15 protein-coding genes are annotated in these 14,591 nt (G+C 68.6%); 12 read left to right on the forward strand and 3 right to left on the reverse strand.

Going from position 1 to position 14,591, the window contains the following annotated elements; translation table 11 throughout:
• The first annotated feature begins 55 nt into the window (after window positions 1-55).
• The 3 genes from A3AG_RS0106345 (at window position 56) to A3AG_RS0106355 (ending at window position 3,267) form a co-directional block, all read left to right on the forward strand.
• The gene (locus A3AG_RS0106345) at window positions 56-1,369 is read left to right on the forward strand and encodes a hemolysin family protein (RefSeq protein ID WP_026163994.1); all 1,314 of its coding nucleotides are present in this window, start codon (window positions 56-58) and stop codon (window positions 1,367-1,369) included.
• A gap of 305 nt (window positions 1,370-1,674) precedes the next feature.
• The gene (locus A3AG_RS0106350) at window positions 1,675-2,991 is read left to right on the forward strand and encodes an EAL domain-containing protein (RefSeq protein WP_026163995.1); all 1,317 of its coding nucleotides are present in this window, start codon (window positions 1,675-1,677) and stop codon (window positions 2,989-2,991) included.
• A 144-nt stretch (window positions 2,992-3,135) separates the two neighbouring features.
• Window positions 3,136-3,267 carry an entericidin A/B family lipoprotein gene (locus tag A3AG_RS0106355; RefSeq protein WP_012355947.1) on the forward strand — a complete coding sequence of 44 codons (132 nt, stop codon included), beginning with the start codon at window positions 3,136-3,138 and terminating at the stop codon, window positions 3,265-3,267.
• 73 nt (window positions 3,268-3,340) lie between these two features.
• Here the strand turns inward: A3AG_RS0106355 and A3AG_RS0106360 are convergent, their stop codons facing one another.
• From A3AG_RS0106360 to A3AG_RS0106370, 3 genes are read right to left on the reverse strand one after another with little or no spacing between them, the layout of a single operon-like run.
• The gene (locus A3AG_RS0106360) at window positions 3,341-3,985 is read right to left on the reverse strand and encodes a bifunctional 4-hydroxy-2-oxoglutarate aldolase/2-dehydro-3-deoxy-phosphogluconate aldolase (protein ID WP_018004616.1); all 645 of its coding nucleotides are present in this window, start codon (window positions 3,983-3,985) and stop codon (window positions 3,341-3,343) included.
• 54 nt (window positions 3,986-4,039) lie between these two features.
• On the reverse strand, window positions 4,040-4,975 hold the full coding sequence (locus tag A3AG_RS0106365; protein WP_018004617.1) for a sugar kinase: 936 nt from the start codon (window positions 4,973-4,975) through the stop codon (window positions 4,040-4,042).
• A gap of 13 nt (window positions 4,976-4,988) precedes the next feature.
• A complete protein-coding gene (locus A3AG_RS0106370) occupies window positions 4,989-6,257 on the reverse strand; it encodes an amino acid deaminase (RefSeq protein ID WP_018004618.1) in 1,269 nt (422 codons plus the stop codon).
• Between the two features lie 227 nt (window positions 6,258-6,484).
• Here A3AG_RS0106370 and A3AG_RS0106375 point away from each other — a divergent pair, with 227 nt between their 5' ends.
• The 9 genes from A3AG_RS0106375 to A3AG_RS0106415 form a co-directional block, all read left to right on the forward strand.
• Entirely contained in the window at window positions 6,485-7,390 is a 906-nt protein-coding gene (locus A3AG_RS0106375; protein WP_018004619.1) for a MurR/RpiR family transcriptional regulator, read from the forward strand.
• Between the two features lie 2 nt (window positions 7,391-7,392).
• Window positions 7,393-8,847, forward strand: coding sequence for an N-acyl-D-amino-acid deacylase family protein (locus A3AG_RS0106380; protein ID WP_018004620.1), 1,455 nt, complete (start codon window positions 7,393-7,395; stop codon window positions 8,845-8,847).
• Window positions 8,848-8,900: 53 nt separating this feature from the next.
• Window positions 8,901-9,293, forward strand: a complete 393-nt coding sequence (locus A3AG_RS0106385; protein ID WP_018004621.1) for a RidA family protein — start codon at window positions 8,901-8,903, stop codon at window positions 9,291-9,293.
• Window positions 9,294-9,514: 221 nt separating this feature from the next.
• Complete coding sequence (locus A3AG_RS0106390; protein ID WP_018004622.1) at window positions 9,515-10,876, forward strand: GntP family permease; 1,362 nt, start codon at window positions 9,515-9,517, stop codon at window positions 10,874-10,876.
• A 211-nt stretch (window positions 10,877-11,087) separates the two neighbouring features.
• Window positions 11,088-11,294, forward strand: a complete 207-nt coding sequence (locus A3AG_RS0106395) for a type II toxin-antitoxin system VapB family antitoxin (protein ID WP_012355939.1) — start codon at window positions 11,088-11,090, stop codon at window positions 11,292-11,294.
• A complete protein-coding gene (locus tag A3AG_RS0106400; protein ID WP_018004623.1) occupies window positions 11,291-11,671 on the forward strand; it encodes a type II toxin-antitoxin system VapC family toxin in 381 nt (126 codons plus the stop codon). Before A3AG_RS0106395 ends, A3AG_RS0106400 begins: the two co-directional genes overlap by 4 nt.
• A gap of 85 nt (window positions 11,672-11,756) precedes the next feature.
• Window positions 11,757-12,674, forward strand: a complete 918-nt coding sequence (locus A3AG_RS0106405; RefSeq protein ID WP_018004624.1) for an aldo/keto reductase — start codon at window positions 11,757-11,759, stop codon at window positions 12,672-12,674.
• A gap of 24 nt (window positions 12,675-12,698) precedes the next feature.
• Complete coding sequence (locus tag A3AG_RS0106410) at window positions 12,699-14,069, forward strand: NTP/NDP exchange transporter (RefSeq protein WP_051073486.1); 1,371 nt, start codon at window positions 12,699-12,701, stop codon at window positions 14,067-14,069.
• Window positions 14,070-14,217: 148 nt separating this feature from the next.
• On the forward strand, window positions 14,218-14,591 hold a 374-nt coding region (locus tag A3AG_RS0106415), incomplete at its 3' end, for an alcohol dehydrogenase catalytic domain-containing protein (protein WP_018004626.1).

Genomic DNA, 14,591 nt, shown 5'->3' on the forward strand with positions numbered 1-14,591 from the left:
CGAATGGTATGCTTGATCTTTTCAGACACCCGGCGCGCAGAGGGCGCGCACCCTGATGGAAATTGCCATATTACTGGCGCTGATTCTGCTGAACGGCCTGTTTGCGATGTCCGAGATTGCACTCGTTACAGCCCGCAAGGCACGCCTGCAACGCCAGATCGAGAACGGCGACCGCGGCGCCATTGCCGCGGCCAAGCTGGGCGAGGACCCCACCCGCTTCCTCTCGACCGTGCAGATCGGCATCACCTCGATCGGCGTGCTCAACGGCGTGGTCGGCGAATCGACGCTGGCGCAGCCGCTGGGCCTGTGGCTGCAGGGTTTTGGCATCTCGGAAAGCACCGCTGGCTATGTAGCCACCGCGATCGTGGTGGCCGGCCTGACCTATTTTTCCATCGTGCTGGGCGAACTGGTGCCCAAGCGGCTGGGCCAGATGGCGCCCGAGGCCATCGCGCGCCTGGTGGCGCGCCCGATCGGCTGGCTGGCGGTGGCCTCGACCCCTTTCGTCAAGCTCCTGTCAAGCTCCACGCGGCTGGTGCTGCGGCTGCTCGGCACCCAGGTCGACCGCGGCCCCGGCGTGACCGAGGAAGAAATCCATGCCCTGCTGGTGGAAGGCTCCGAAGCCGGCGTGATCGAGCAGCATGAGCACACCATGGTGCGCAACGTGTTCCGCCTGGATGACCGCCAGCTGGCGTCACTGATGGTGCCGCGCGGCGACGTGGTCTACCTGGATGTGGAAGCCACGATGGACGAGAACCTGCGCCGCATCGAGGAATCCGACCACTCGCGCTTCCCGGTGGTGCGTGGCGGCATGCACGACATCATCGGCGTGGTCAGCGCGCGCCAGCTGCTGGCGCGCCGGCTGCGCGGCGAGGAAGCGGACCTGCAGGCGGCGGTGCAGCCCGCGGTATTCGTGCCAGAAAGCGTGACCGGCATGGAGCTGCTGGAAAACTTCCGTGCCTCGGGCGGCCAGATCGCCTTTGTCATCGACGAATACGGCGAGGTGCTGGGCCTGGTGACGTTGCGGGACCTGATCGAGGCCATCACCGGCGAATTCAAGGCCGAGGCCGCCGGCGAGCAATGGGCGGTACAGCGCGACGACGGCTCGTGGCTGCTCGATGGCCTGATCCCGATCCCCGAGCTGAAAGACCGCATCGGCCTGCGCCAGGTGCCCGAGGAAGAAAAGGAGCGCTATCACACGCTGTCCGGCATGCTGCTGTTGCTGCTGGGGCGTCTGCCCCAGATTGCCGACACGGTGCAATGGGGCGACTGGCGCTTCGAGATCGTCGACATGGACGGCAAGCGCATCGACAAGGTGCTGGCCGAACGCCTGCCGCCCCAGGACGGGCCCGAGGAAGAAACCACCGGCTGAGTCGCGCAGACCGGCACCCGGGCCACGTCGCGGCGTCAATCGCATCTTCCCTGGATGGATGGCGCCGCATTGATCCAAATCAAATGTAGTTGTGTCCGGATCACTTCGGCGCAACCTGCAACGCCCCTCGCCCCTCCCTTCGCTTATGATCGGGCTCCGTGGCCCGCGGGCGGCCGCGGCACGCATGGCTGCCCAACTGGCGACGACTGCGACCGCGGCGTGCCGGCGGCCTGCCGAAGAACTATTTCAGACACGGGGAGACGCGTGCGCCGCAAGCCAATGTCCCGCGGCCCGCAAGATCATGCATGGATCCTGATGCCGACGACCTCGTCCAAAGCGCTGCCAGCGGCGGCAGCGGCGCGATGCAACCGTCCGCGCTGGTAGGCGCGCTGAGCGCGCGCCGCGCCCAGGCCGGTGCGCCGGCGGCGATCCTGGCGATCCGCCTGGACCGCTTTGCCAGCGCCGGTGAAACCCTCGGCACAGACCGCTCCGCCAGGCTGCGCGGCATCGTGCAGGCGCGCATCGCCTGCCTGCTGCCGCCAGGCGCGGACATGCACTGGATTGCCGCGGCCGACCTGGTGGTCATCACCGCGCTGCCCGCCGGCGTGCCCGATCCGGGCCAGTTAGCCAGCCGCGTGGCCGACGACCTGTCCCGGCCTTTTGCGCTGGAGGGCTTCGAGTTGCACCTGTCGTGCAGCATTGGCGTGGCCAACGACCATGCCGACATCCCGGCCGAGCGCAGCCTGCAGCAGGCATTCGACGCCATGCTGCGGGTCAACCGCCAGGGCGGCGCCGGCCTCGCGCGCGCCGACAAGCCGCTGTCCCCGCCCGCGGCCCCGTTGCTGGCGGCGCTGCCCGATGCGCTCGAGCGCGGCGAGCTGAGCCTGCAGCTGCAGCCGCGCGCCGACCTTGCCGGCGCTGCCGTCAGCGGCTACACGGTGCGGCTGCGCTGGCAGCATCCGGTGCTCGGCCGCGTGGCGCCGCAGGACTTCCTGCCCGGCGTCGAAGCGCTCGGACTGGTCGGCCGCATCGGCAACTGGCTGCTGGAAAGCGTGCTGCCGCTGGTCCGTGCCGCCGAGACCATCGCCCCGCTGCAGTTCACCCTGCTGGCCTCGAGCGCGCAGCTGCATCGCCCGCAAATGTTGGAAGCCCTGGCGCAAGCGCTCGATGCGCGCGGCATTGCGCCGGAGCACCTGTGCATCGAACTGCCGGCCAGCACGGTGCCGACCGACGCCGAGCTGATCGACCGCTTTGCCGCGCTGCGCCGGCGCGGCCTGCAGCTGGCGCTGGGCGATTTCGACGACAGCCCGGCCTGCCGCGAGGCGCTGGCGGCGCTGCATCCTGACGCCGTCACGCTGGACGCGCGCGGCCTCGGCCATGCCCGCGAGGCCCATAGCCGTGCCGACAGCCTGCGCGAAGCCTGCCGCGCGGCGCGGCGCGCCGGCGCGTCGGTCTGCGCCAAGGGCATCGAAACGCGCCAGCAGCTTGAGGCGGTGCGTAGCTGGGGTTGCCACAGCGTGCAGGGCTACCTGCTGGCGCAGCCGTTCCCGGCCGTCTGGCTGCTGCAGACCCATGCGGCAATCCAGCAGCGCGCCCGCGCCTTGCTGGCGCCGCCGGACTGACCGCCAGGCCTGTGGCAAGCGGCTGCACGATTTACAAATTGCGACATACCAGCTATCAAAGCCGCGCGCAGCAGCGGTAAAATCTGCGTCAATCCCAAACTCGGAGAATCGCTCGATTCTCGACCCTATCGAAAGGAGCCCGGCGTGAAGAAAGGTTGGATCTGGTGCGTTTTGTTTGCCACTCTGTTGGCCGGTTGCAACACGATGGCAGGGCTCGGCCAGGACATTCAGCGCGGCGGCCAGAAGCTGGAAAGCTCGGCAGAACGCCACAAGTAAGCCGGCCAGGGCTGCATCGACAGCAAAACGGCACGCCCGCTGGCGTGCCGTTTTGCTTGGTCCCGCGCCGGCCTCAGGGCCTGGCGCGCAGGGCCCGGGCCTGTTCCGCCAGGGCGCGGATGCGGCCCCAGTCGCCACTGACGACGGCGTCCTTCGGTACCACCCATGACCCGCCCACGCACACCACATTGGGCAGCGCCAGGTACGACGGCGCCAGCGCGGCATCGATGCCGCCGGTCGGGCAGAAGCGCAGCTGCGGCAGCGGCCCGCCCAGCGACTTCAGCATCGGCACCCCGCCCGCGGCCTGCGCCGGGAAGAACTTGAGGAAGGTGAAGCCGGCTTCCAGCGCCGTCATGGCCTCGCTGGCGGTGGCAACGCCAGGCAGCAGAGAAATCCCCGCGCCGCGCGCGCCCGCCGCCAGCGTCGGCGTCAGGCCGGGCGAGACCGCAAACTGGGCGCCCGCGTCGCGCACCGCGTGCAGCTGCTCCACGTTCAGCACCGTGCCGGCGCCTACGCACGCTTGTGGCAGCGCCGCGGCGACCGCACGGATCGCTTCCAGCGCCACCGGGGTGCGCAGCGTGATTTCCAGCAGCGGCAAGCCACCGGTCACCAGCGCCTCGCTGACATGCAGGGCCTCGTCGACCGAGTGGAATTCCAGCACCGGGATCACCGGCACATCGGCAAGGCGTTGAAGCAGCGGGGAAGTCTGGTTTGACATAGCGATCTCGCGGTATGTAGGTTCAGGAAAGCATCAGTTACGGGCAGCGGCGGCTCAGGCGATCACCGATACCGACTGCGCCAGTCGCGCCAGCACGGTCTGCGCATCGGGAATCGGCGCCACCGCGCCATAGCCGGTGGTCGACAGCGCTGCCGCCACGTTGGCATAGCGCGCGGCGTCGAACGGATCGGCGCCCGCGGCCAGCCGCGCGACGAAGCTGCCGCCGAAGCAGTCGCCCGCGCCGGTGGCGTCGACCGGCTCGACCGGATAGGCCGGCACCAGGCTGCGGGACTCGGGCGTGGCGATATAGGAGCCCTCTTCCCCCAGCTTCAGCGCGACCAGGCCGATGCCGCAGCCGAGCAGGTAGTCGGCGATCGCGTCGCGGTCGTCCAGCCCGGTCAGCACGGTGATGTCGTCCCAGCTCGGCAGGCACACGTCGGTCATCCGGAAGGCTTCGCGCATGATGCCGCGCGCGCGTGCCAGCGACCACAGGCGCAGGCGCAGGTTGGTGTCCAGCGTGACCTTGGTGCCGGCCTTGCGCGCGTGCTCCATCGCATCCAGGCCGGCATCGCACGCGCTGGTGCTGATGGCGAGGCTGATGCCCGACAGGTGCAGGTAGCGCGCCGACGCGATCGCGCCCAGCGGCAACTGCTCATGCTGGTAGCGGCTGGCGGCGGAGCCTTCGCGCAGGTAGTCGAAGCGGTGGCCGTGGCTGTCGTGCGAGACAAAGTAGACGCCGGTGGGGGCGCCCGCGTCGATATGCACATGCCGTGTGTCGACCCGCTCCTGGGTCCACAGTGCGCGCAGGCGCTCGCCAAAGGTGTCGGCGCCGACCGCGCAGATATAGCCGGTGCTCGCCCCCTGGCGCGCCGCGGCAATGCAGAAGTTGGAGGTATCGCCGCCAAAGCCCTGCAGGTAGCGCGACGGATCGTCCGGCTGCTGGTTGAATTCAACCAGCGGCTCGCCATAGGCCAGGATGTCGATGCTCATGGGGCCGCTTGCCTCAGAAGAAGGTTTGCACGATGTCGATCACGCGCATATCGCGATCCAGCACCGGGATATGGCGCCACTTGTCGAAGGTCAGGCACGGGTGCGAGATATCGAAGGCGATCATGTCGCCGACCCGGATGTCGTCGCCCGGCCGGATCTGCAGGTAGGCGTGCTGGTCCATCATGCCGGTGACCTCCCAATGCGCGGGCACGTCCACCGGCGCCTCTTCACCGGGACGGTAGCGGCGCGCCGGGATCGGCATGCCGGCGTCGAAGGCGGCATCGCGCTTGCCCATGCCGATGATGGCGCGCCCGGGTTCCGGAATCGACTGGACATAGGCCCACAGCTGCAGCGCCGGCAGCAAACCCTCGCGCATTTTCTGCGCGACCGGGTTGCTCGCCAGGATGCGCTGCTGCGCGGCGCGGTAGATGCCCACATCGTGCGTCAGGTAGCAGCCGGGGCGCAGCACGATATCGATCGGCGCGCCGATGTCGGTGCGCGCGAATTCCTCGGCCACCACGTCGTACCAGGCCGAACCCGCGCCCGACATCACCACCGGGCTGCGGCCGAAGCGGCCTTGCGCGGCCAGCTGCTTCGTCACCGCCACGGTGCGCCGCAGGAACTTGCGGATATCGGCTTCTTCCTTGAGCACGCCCTCGTAGATTTCCACGCCGGCCAGCGACAAGGCGTCGGGCCAGCGTGCCAGCGCATCGAGCACCGCCTGCTGCTGCGCGTCGTCGCGCACGCCGGTGCGCCCGCCTTCGACGCCCAGCTCGAGCAGCACCTGCAGCGTTTGGCCACGCGCCTTGAAAAACTTGCCGAGCTGGTCGACCAGCTCGGCCGAATCCACCAGCGCGAAGAATTCAAAGTCGGGATCGCGCAGCAGGTCCGCGATGATTTCCATGTTGCGGCGGCCGACCAGCTGGTTGGCCATCAACACGCGCTTGACGCCGTGCGCATGCGCGGCCGCGGTCTGGTGCGCGGTGGCCAGGGTGATGCCCCACGCGCCGGCGCCGAGTTGCCGGGCAAACAGCTTGGGCGCCATGGTGGTCTTGCCATGCGGCGCCAGCTGCACGCCGTACTCGTCCATGAAGCGTCGCATCCACGCCAGGTTGTGCGCAAGACGGTCTTCATACAGCACCGCGGCGGGCAGGCTCAGTTCTTCCTGCAACAGGTTCCAGCCGGTCTGGCCAGCCGCGTCCGGGGCGATCGGGGCCTCCATCCGGCCCAGCGCCTTGTTGAGCGGATCGATCACGCCAGCCTGATACTTTATTTCACGCATGCCTGTCATCACCCTGAAAAAATCTGATTGACGTAATGATAGCCCTGAAAATAAGATATTTCATCCTTGTTATAAAGTAACACATACGGCTGCGGCCGGGACCGTGCCCGGCCAGGGAAAGCGCGCACCATCAGGTGCCAGTCACTGTTATAGCCCCTGCCCGCGCCGACTGCAGATCGCGTCACATAACGATTCGCCCACCTTCGCCTCCTAGCTCCGCACCGCACATGACCGCGCCTTTCGACATCCTGACCCGCATCGCCGAGCGCGGCCCCGCGCTGCGCCTGGCCGAGCAGAAGGTGGCGCAGGTGGTGCTGGAAGACCTGGCCGGCGCGGCGGCGGCGAGCATCAACGAGCTGGCCCGCCAGGCCGGCGTCAGCGAAGCCAGCGTGACGCGCTTTGCCAAGGCCATCGGCTGCCGCGACGTGCGCGACCTGAAGTTGCGCCTGGCCCAGGCCGCGGCGGTGGGCGCGCGCTTCCTGCAGCCCGGCAGCGTTCCGGCCGCTGAAGCCGCCCCGGCCACGCTTGCCGACAGCATCCACGCCGACATCCTCACCGCGCTGGAAGCCAACCGCGGGCTGCTGGATACCGAGCGCATTGAGCAGGCCGCGCGCCTGTTGCTGGGCGCACGCATGGTCTACGCTTTTGGCATGGGCGGCGGCTCGTCGTTCATGGCCGACGAAGCGCGCCATCGCCTGGCGCGCCTGGGCCTGCCGGTGGCCAGTTACCAGGACGCGCTGCTGCAAAAGATGGTGGCGGCCACGCTGGGCCGCGACGACGTGGTGCTGGCCTTCTCGGCCAGCGGCCGCGTGCCGGAGATGCTGGCCAGCTGTGATATCGCGCGCGAGTACGGCGCCCGCCTGGTGGCCGTGACCGCGCTGGGCTCGCCGCTGGCGGCGCGCGCCGACGTGCTGCTGCCGGTGCGCACGCTGGAGACGGATTTCATTTTCAAGCCATCGGCCTCGCGCTACGCCATGCTGATGGTGCTGGACGTGCTGGCCACGCAGTGCGCACTGTTGCAGCCGGACCAGAGCAAGGAACGCCTGCGCCGGCTCAAGTACGTGCTCGACAGCCATCGCGGCGACAGCGGCCCCGGCAAGGGCCCCGACAGCCGCCAGCCGCTGGGAGACTGACCATGCCACACCTGTTCGATACCCTGATCCGCTGCGTCACGCTGATCGACGGCTCGGGCGCGGCCGCGCGCCTGGCCGACGTGGCCCTGCGCGATGGCCGCATCGCCCGCATCGACGCGCCGGGCGCGATCGACCCCGACGCGGCCGCGCACGTGGTCGAAGGCGATGGCCTGGTGCTCGCGCCCGGCTTTATCGACGTGCACACGCACGACGACACCAACGTGGTGCGCCAGCCGGAGATGACCCCCAAGCTGTCGCAGGGCGTGACCACGGTGGTCGTGGGCAACTGCGGCATCAGCGCCGCGCCGGTCACGCTGGCGGGCGACCCGCCCGACCCGATGAACCTGCTCGGCCATGCCGACGCCTTCCGCTACCCGGATTTCAAGGCCTATGTCGAGGCGGTCGAGGCCGCGCGGCCCGCCGTCAATGTCGCCGCGCTGGTCGGCCATACCGCGCTGCGCAGCAACCATATGGACCGCTTCGACCGCGCCGCCACGCCGCAGGAAATCGACGCGATGCGCGCGCAGCTGGAAGAAGCGCTGCAGCACGGCGCGCTGGGCCTGTCGACGGGCCTGGCCTATGCCAACGCCTTCAGCGCGCCGACCGAGGAAGTGCTGGCGCTGGCCGAGCCGCTGGCCAAGGCCGGCGCGCTCTACGCCACCCATTTGCGCAGTGAATTCGCCGAGATCCTCGATGCCATGGACGAGGCCTTCCGCATCGGCCGCCATGCGCGCGTACCGGTAGTGATCTCGCACCTGAAATGCGCCGGCGTGGCCAACTGGGGCCGCAGCACCGAAGTGCTGGACGCGCTCGACGGCGCGCAGCGCTGGCAGCCGGTCGGCTGCGACTGCTATCCGTACACCGCGAGCTCGTCCACGCTGGACCTGAAGCAGGTCACCGGCGACTTCGACATCATGGTGACCTGGTCCGAAGGCGCACCCGAGATGGGCGGCCGCCTGCTCGCCGACATCGCCGCCGACTGGCAGGTCGACCTGCACGAAGCCGCGCGCCGGCTGATGCCCGCCGGCGCGGTCTACCACTGCATGGAAGACGCCGATGTCGACCGCATCCTGAGCCACCCGGCCACGGTGGTCGGCTCGGACGGGCTGCCCAACGACCCGCTGCCGCACCCGCGCCTGTGGGGCGCGTTCCCGCGCGTGCTGGGCCACTATGCGCGCGACCGCGAGCTGTTTCCGCTGACCGTGGCCGTCAACAAGATGACCGGCATGTCGGCCGAGCGCTTCGGCCTGCACCAGCGCGGCTTCGTGCGCGAAGGCTACTGGGCCGACCTGGTGCTGTTCGACGCCGCCACCATCCGCGACGCCGCCAGCTTTACCGATCCCATGCAACCGGCCGAAGGCATTGCCTCGGTCTGGGTCAACGGCGAGCTGTCATGGCAGCAGCGCCAGAGCACCGGCGTGCGCGCCGGCCGGTTCCTGCCCCGCGGTGCGGACTGACCCGCACGCACCGCCGCTTCCCTCCCCTATCCCACCCATTTCCAGGAGTACTCATGGACATCAAACGATTCGGCGTCGAAGGCGGCACCGGCACCGGCGGCCAGCACATGCCCTTTGCCCGCGCGGTCGCGGCCGATGGCTGGCTCTACGTCTCCGGCCAGGTGCCGATGGTCAACGGCGAGGTCATCGACGGCGGCATCGTGCCCCAGACCCACCAGGCCATCAAGAACGTGCTGGCGATCCTGGCCGAGGCCGGCTATGGCACCGAGCATGTCGTGCGCTGCGGCGTGTGGCTGGACGACACGCGCGACTTTGCCTCGTTCAACAAGATCTTCAAGGAATACTTCGGCGCCAACCCGCCCGCGCGCGCCTGCGTGCAGTCGAGCATGGTGGTCGATTGCAAGGTCGAGGTCGACTGCATCGCCTACAAGAAGCCGGCGGCCTGAGCCTGCTGCCTGCCTGATTCACAGATTTCGCACTGTTTTCTCCCCTCTCCCGCACGCGGGAGAGGGGCCGGGGGAGAGGGCCGGGCTCACCACCAAGTGAGCCGCCAGGGCGCTTGCCACGCGTGCCCACTTCCCCACCGCCTCTCCCCCACGGAGAGAAACAAGAAAGCCAAACCTCTGCTGCCGTCACAAGCGGCCCTTTTTCCACGCAAGGAGACAATATGGGTGCCGTCACCGGAACCACGCTCTTGGTGTATGCGCTGATCGCAGTGATCGCACTGGTGGTGCTGATCGCACGCTACAAGCTCAACCCGTTCATTACCCTGGTCGTCGTCTCGGTGCTGCTCGGCTTTGCCGTGGGCATGCCGATGAGCGAGATCGTCAAGTCATTCGAAGCCGGTGTCGGCGGCACCCTCGGCCATATCGCGCTGGTGGTGGGCCTGGGCACCATGCTGGGCAAGATGATGGCCGAGTCCGGCGGCGCCGAGCGCATCGCCAACACGCTGATCGATTTCTTCGGCGCGAAGAACGTGCATTGGGCCATGGCCACCATCGCGTTCATCGTCGGCCTGCCGGTGTTCTTCGAAGTGGGTTTCGTGCTGCTGGTGCCGATCGCCTTCAACGTCGCCAAGCGCACCGGCACGTCGATGGTGCTGGTCGGCATTCCGATGGTGGCCGGCCTGTCGGTGGTGCACGGCCTGATCCCGCCGCATCCGGCGGCGCTGCTGGCGGTGACCGCATACGGCGCCGATATCGGCAAGACCATCATGTACGCGCTGATCGTCGGCATCCCGACCGCGGCGCTGGCAGGCCCGTTGTTCGCCCGCCTGATGGACCGCTATGTCAAGCTGCCCGAATACAACCCGCTTGCCGAACAGTTCACCGAAGAGGATGAGCGCGTCAAGGAATCGCACGAACTGCCGGGCTTTGGCATCACGGTGTTTACCATTTTGCTGCCGGTGGTGCTGATGCTGATCGGCAGCTGGGCCGACCTGTTCACCACGCCCAAGACCTTCGCCAACGACTTCCTGAAGCTGATCGGCAACTCGGTGATGGCGCTGCTGATCGCCGCGCTGGTGAGCTTCTACACCTTCGGCAAGGCGCGCGGCTTCAATCGCGAAACCATCCTCAGGTTCACCAACGAGTGCGTGGCGCCCACCGCCATCATCACGCTGGTGGTCGGTGCCGGCGGCGGCTTCGGTCGCATCCTGCGCGACTCGGGCATCTCCACGGCCATCGTCGACGTCGCCACCGGCGCCAACGTGTCGGTGCTGGTGCTGGGCTGGCTGGTCGCGGTAATGATCCGCATCGCGACGGGCTCGGCAACCGTTGCCATGACCACCGCCGCGGGCATCGTCGCGCCGATTGCCGCCAGCGTGCCGGGCACCCGCCCGGAATTGCTGGTGCTGACCACCGGCGCCGGTTCGCTGATCCTGTCACACGTGAACGACGGCGGCTTCTGGCTGGTCAAGGAATACTTCAACATGACCGTGGCCCAGACCTTCAAGACCTGGTCGGTCTGCGAAACCATCATCTCGGTGGTGGCGCTGCTGCTGACGCTGGGGCTGGCCACGCTGATCTGACGGCCGGCCGTGGCCGACGGGGCCGCGCCCGCGGCGGCTCCGGCCCCATGCCTGCCATGGTGGCCCGGTATGCGACATCTCTCATCGACGCCCTGGCACCGGCAGCAAATACTGCAAGGGTGTCGGCGGCGCTCGGCTCCCCCGGCGGCGGTCTTGCCCTGATTCCGTTTTTGATGCATATTGACATCAAACCTGATTCACGGAGCCGGCAATGCGCACGACAGTCACGATCGATGATGCCCTGTATGAACAAGCCCTGGAGATGGCGGACCCCGGCATGGACAAAGCAGACCTGTTTCGCGAGGCAATCAAGACTTTCGTTCGGGTGCAGGCCGCCAAGCGCCTCGCTGCCCTCGGTGGCGCAGCGCCCGGCATGCAGGACGTACCGCGTCGCAATCCCGAGCCCGACGTCAAATGAACGTGCTCGTCGACACCTCGGTGTGGGTAAGCCATTTCCGGCAGCGCAATGACGCCCTGATCCGCCTGATGGAGGCGGACCAGGTGCTGACCCATCCCCTGGTGGTGGCCGAACTGGCCTGCGGCACGCCCCCGGCACCCAGGGCACAGACGCTCGGCGACATCGGGCTGCTGCAGGCTGCCCGGCAGGCAACGCTGGGCGAAGTCATCGCACTGGTGGAGCGCGAGCAACTGTATGGGCTCGGCTGCGGCCTGGTGGATGTCACCTTGCTGGCTTCGACCCTGATCAGTCCCGGAGCCCGCCTGTGGACCCTGGACCAGCGCCTGAGCGCCCTGTCCGTCCGGTTTGGCGTGGTATATCGTCCTCGCCTGCACTAGGGATTCCGCCGCGCACGCAACGGTTTACATGGCCGGGCCCACCGCCTAAGGTCAACCAGTCAGTGACTCGCCGGGAAACCCTCCCATGTCGATCGACCGTCGCTCATTCCTTGGCCTCACCGCCGGGCTGGCCGCTACTGGTTTCGGGCCCGCGCTGCCGGGCCATGCCGTCACCGTTGCCGCGCCCCTGCGCCGCACCATTCCCGGCACCACCGAAGCCCTGCCCGTGATCGGCATGGGCACCGCCGACACCTTCAACGTCGGCACCGGCCCCGCCGAACGCAAGCCGCTGGCGGAGATCATGGGGCTGTTGCTGCAGTCTGAAGGCTCGGTGGTCGACACCGCGCCCAGCTACGGCAGCGCCGAAGCCGTGACCGGCGACCTGCTGCGCGCCGCCAATGCGCGCGACCGGGTCTTCCTCGCCACCAAGATCTCAGCCCCGGCCGGCGCGCCGGCGCAAGCGCAATGGGGACGCTCGCTGGCCGACCTGCATGTGGACAAGGTCGACCTGCTGCAGATTCACAACCTGATCGACTGGCAGGGCAACCTGCGCTGGCTGCGCCAGCTGAAGGAACAGGGCCGCATCCGCTACCTGGGCATCACCCATTACCGCGACGACGCGCACGAGGCGCTGGAGAGGATCGTGCGCGCCGAGCGTGTCGACTTCGTGCAGATCAACTACTCCGTGGCCGAGCGCAATGCCGAGCGCACGCTGCTGCCCCTGTGCGAGGCGCGCGGCGTGGCGGTGCTGGCCAATCGGCCGTTCCAGGATGGCCGCCTGTTCCGCGTGGTCAAGGACCGCCCGCTGCCGCCGTGGGCCGGCGACATTGACTGCGGCTCATGGGGCCAGCTGTTTCTGAAGTTCGTCGTCAGCCATCCGGCCGTGACCGTGGCGATCCCGGCGACCTCCAAGCCGCGCAACATGGCCGACAACCTCGGCGCCGCGCTCGGCCGCATGCCCGATCCGGGCCAGCGCGAGCGCATCGCGGCGCTGCTGCGCTGAACCGGCCCCGCCGTGGACGAGCCCATGCGCGACGCACCCGCCGGCGGCCCGGCCCGACTGTGGCGCGGCTTCGGCGTGCGCAGCGGCGAAGCCGGCGCCGTGGTGGCCGGCTTCCTGTTCTTCTTCTGCCTGTTCGCCAGCTATTTCATGCTGCGCCCGGTGCGCGAGACCATGGGCATCGCCGGCGGCGTGAAGAACCTGCAATGGCTGTTCACCGCCACCTTTGTCGTGATGCTGGCGGCGATCCCGCTGTATGGGGCAGTCTGCGCCTGGCTGCCACGGCGCCGCTTCGTGCCGTGGGTATACGCCTTCTTCATTGCCAACCTGCTGGCGTTTGCGCTGGCCACGCGCGCACTGCCCGACAACGTCTGGCTGGCGCGCGTGTTCTACGTGTGGCTGTCCGTGTTCAACCTGTTCGTGGTGTCGGTGGCCTGGAGCCTGATGGCCGATGTGTTCCGGCCCGAGCAGGCGCGCCGCCTGTTCGCGCTGCTGGCGGCCGGCGCCAGCGCGGGCGGACTGGCCGGGCCGGTGCTGGGTGGCTGGCTGGTGCCGCACATCGGCCTGACCGGCCTGATGCTGCTGTCGGCCGCCTTGCTGGCCGCCACGCTGCCGGGCGTGGGCTGGCTGTTCGGCTGGCGCCGCCGTGCCGGCGCCGGCGCGGGGCCGTCAGGCCAGGCCGTAGCCAGCGCGGCGCAGGATCCTGCCAATCCGATCGGCGGCGGGCTGCTCGCCGGGCTGTCTCTGCTGCTGCGCTCGCGCTACCTGCTCGGCATCGGCCTGTTCGTGATCCTGCTGGCCACCGCCAGTACCTTCCTCTATTTCGAGCAAGCCAGGCTCGTCGCCGAAGCCTTTCCCGAGCGCACCCGCCAGACCCAGGTGTTCAGTGCGCTGGATGCCGTGGTGCAGGCGCTGACCATCCTGGTGCAGCTGTTCTTCACCGGCCGCATGGCGCGCCGCTATGGCGTCACCATGCTGCTGAGCGCGGTACCGCTGGCCGTTGCCGCCGGCTTCGTCGTGCTGGCGCTGCTGCCCACCTTCGGCGTGCTCGCCGGCGTCATGATCCTGCGGCGCGTCGGCGAATACGCGCTGCTGCGTCCCGGCCGCGAGATGCTGTTCACGGTCGTCGATGCCGAGACCAAGTACAAGGCCAAGAACGTCATCGACACCGCCGTCTACCGCGCCGGCGATGCGGTCAGCGCGTGGGTCAAGACCGCGATCGATGCGCTGTCGGGCCATCCCGCGACGGTGGCGCTGGCGGGTGCGTTGCTGGCGTTAGCGTGGGCTGGGCTGGGCTGGTGGCTGGGGCGGCGGCATGCGGGGCAGTTGGCAACAACGGCCGATGGAGTTGGCCATGCGGCTGGCCATGCCGCTGAACTGGTGGCCCGCAGACGCTGACCGCTGATCGGCCAGAGCTGGCCTCATGCCGCAGGAAGACCGTATAGTCATGCCTCGGACCCGGTTGCCTTCGGCATTCGCGCTAGCCTTTTGCCGCGCAACGCCCAAGCCGCGAGCCGCCCCCATATTCCTGATCCCGGAGGACCCCATGAAAACCAAAGCCGCCATCGCCTGGAAAGCCGGCGCTCCGCTGACCATCGAAGACGTCGACCTCGACGGCCCGCGCGCCGGCGAAGTGCTGGTGGAAGTGAAGGCCACCGGCATCTGCCACACCGATTACTACACGCTGTCCGGCGCCGATCCGGAAGGCATCTTCCCGGCGATCCTCGGCCATGAAGGCGCCGGCATCGTCACCGACGTCGGCCCGGGCGTGACCTCGCTCAGGCCGGGCGACCACGTGATCCCGCTGTACACGCCGGAATGCCGCCAGTGCAAGTTCTGCCTGTCGCGCAAGACCAACCTGTGCCAGGCCATCCGCGCCACCCAGGGCAAGGGCCTGATGCCGGACGGCACCTCGCGCTT

Source organism: Cupriavidus neocaledonicus (assembly GCF_000372525.1).
Taxonomy (GTDB): Bacteria; Pseudomonadota; Gammaproteobacteria; order Burkholderiales; family Burkholderiaceae; genus Cupriavidus; species Cupriavidus neocaledonicus.

Bases quoted from the DNA above. Each gene is read 5' to 3' on its own strand.
- A3AG_RS0106370 (WP_018004618.1), bottom strand. From the start codon at position 6,257: ATGCGTGAAATAAAGTATCAGGCTGGCGTGATCGATCCGCTCAACAAG.
- A3AG_RS0106405 (WP_018004624.1), top strand. From the start codon at position 11,757: ATGTCGATCGACCGTCGCTCATTCCTTGGCCTCACCGCCGGGCTGGCC.
- A3AG_RS0106395 (WP_012355939.1), top strand. From the start codon at position 11,088: ATGCGCACGACAGTCACGATCGATGATGCCCTGTATGAACAAGCCCTG.
- A3AG_RS0106380 (WP_018004620.1), top strand. From the start codon at position 7,393: ATGCCACACCTGTTCGATACCCTGATCCGCTGCGTCACGCTGATCGAC.
- A3AG_RS0106350 (WP_026163995.1), top strand. From the start codon at position 1,675: ATGGATCCTGATGCCGACGACCTCGTCCAAAGCGCTGCCAGCGGCGGC.
- A3AG_RS0106410 (WP_051073486.1), top strand. From the start codon at position 12,699: ATGCGCGACGCACCCGCCGGCGGCCCGGCCCGACTGTGGCGCGGCTTC.
- A3AG_RS0106375 (WP_018004619.1), top strand. From the start codon at position 6,485: ATGACCGCGCCTTTCGACATCCTGACCCGCATCGCCGAGCGCGGCCCC.
- A3AG_RS0106365 (WP_018004617.1), bottom strand. From the start codon at position 4,975: ATGAGCATCGACATCCTGGCCTATGGCGAGCCGCTGGTTGAATTCAAC.
- A3AG_RS0106385 (WP_018004621.1), top strand. From the start codon at position 8,901: ATGGACATCAAACGATTCGGCGTCGAAGGCGGCACCGGCACCGGCGGC.
- A3AG_RS0106360 (WP_018004616.1), bottom strand. From the start codon at position 3,985: ATGTCAAACCAGACTTCCCCGCTGCTTCAACGCCTTGCCGATGTGCCG.
- A3AG_RS0106400 (WP_018004623.1), top strand. From the start codon at position 11,291: ATGAACGTGCTCGTCGACACCTCGGTGTGGGTAAGCCATTTCCGGCAG.
- A3AG_RS0106345 (WP_026163994.1), top strand. From the start codon at position 56: ATGGAAATTGCCATATTACTGGCGCTGATTCTGCTGAACGGCCTGTTT.
- A3AG_RS0106390 (WP_018004622.1), top strand. From the start codon at position 9,515: ATGGGTGCCGTCACCGGAACCACGCTCTTGGTGTATGCGCTGATCGCA.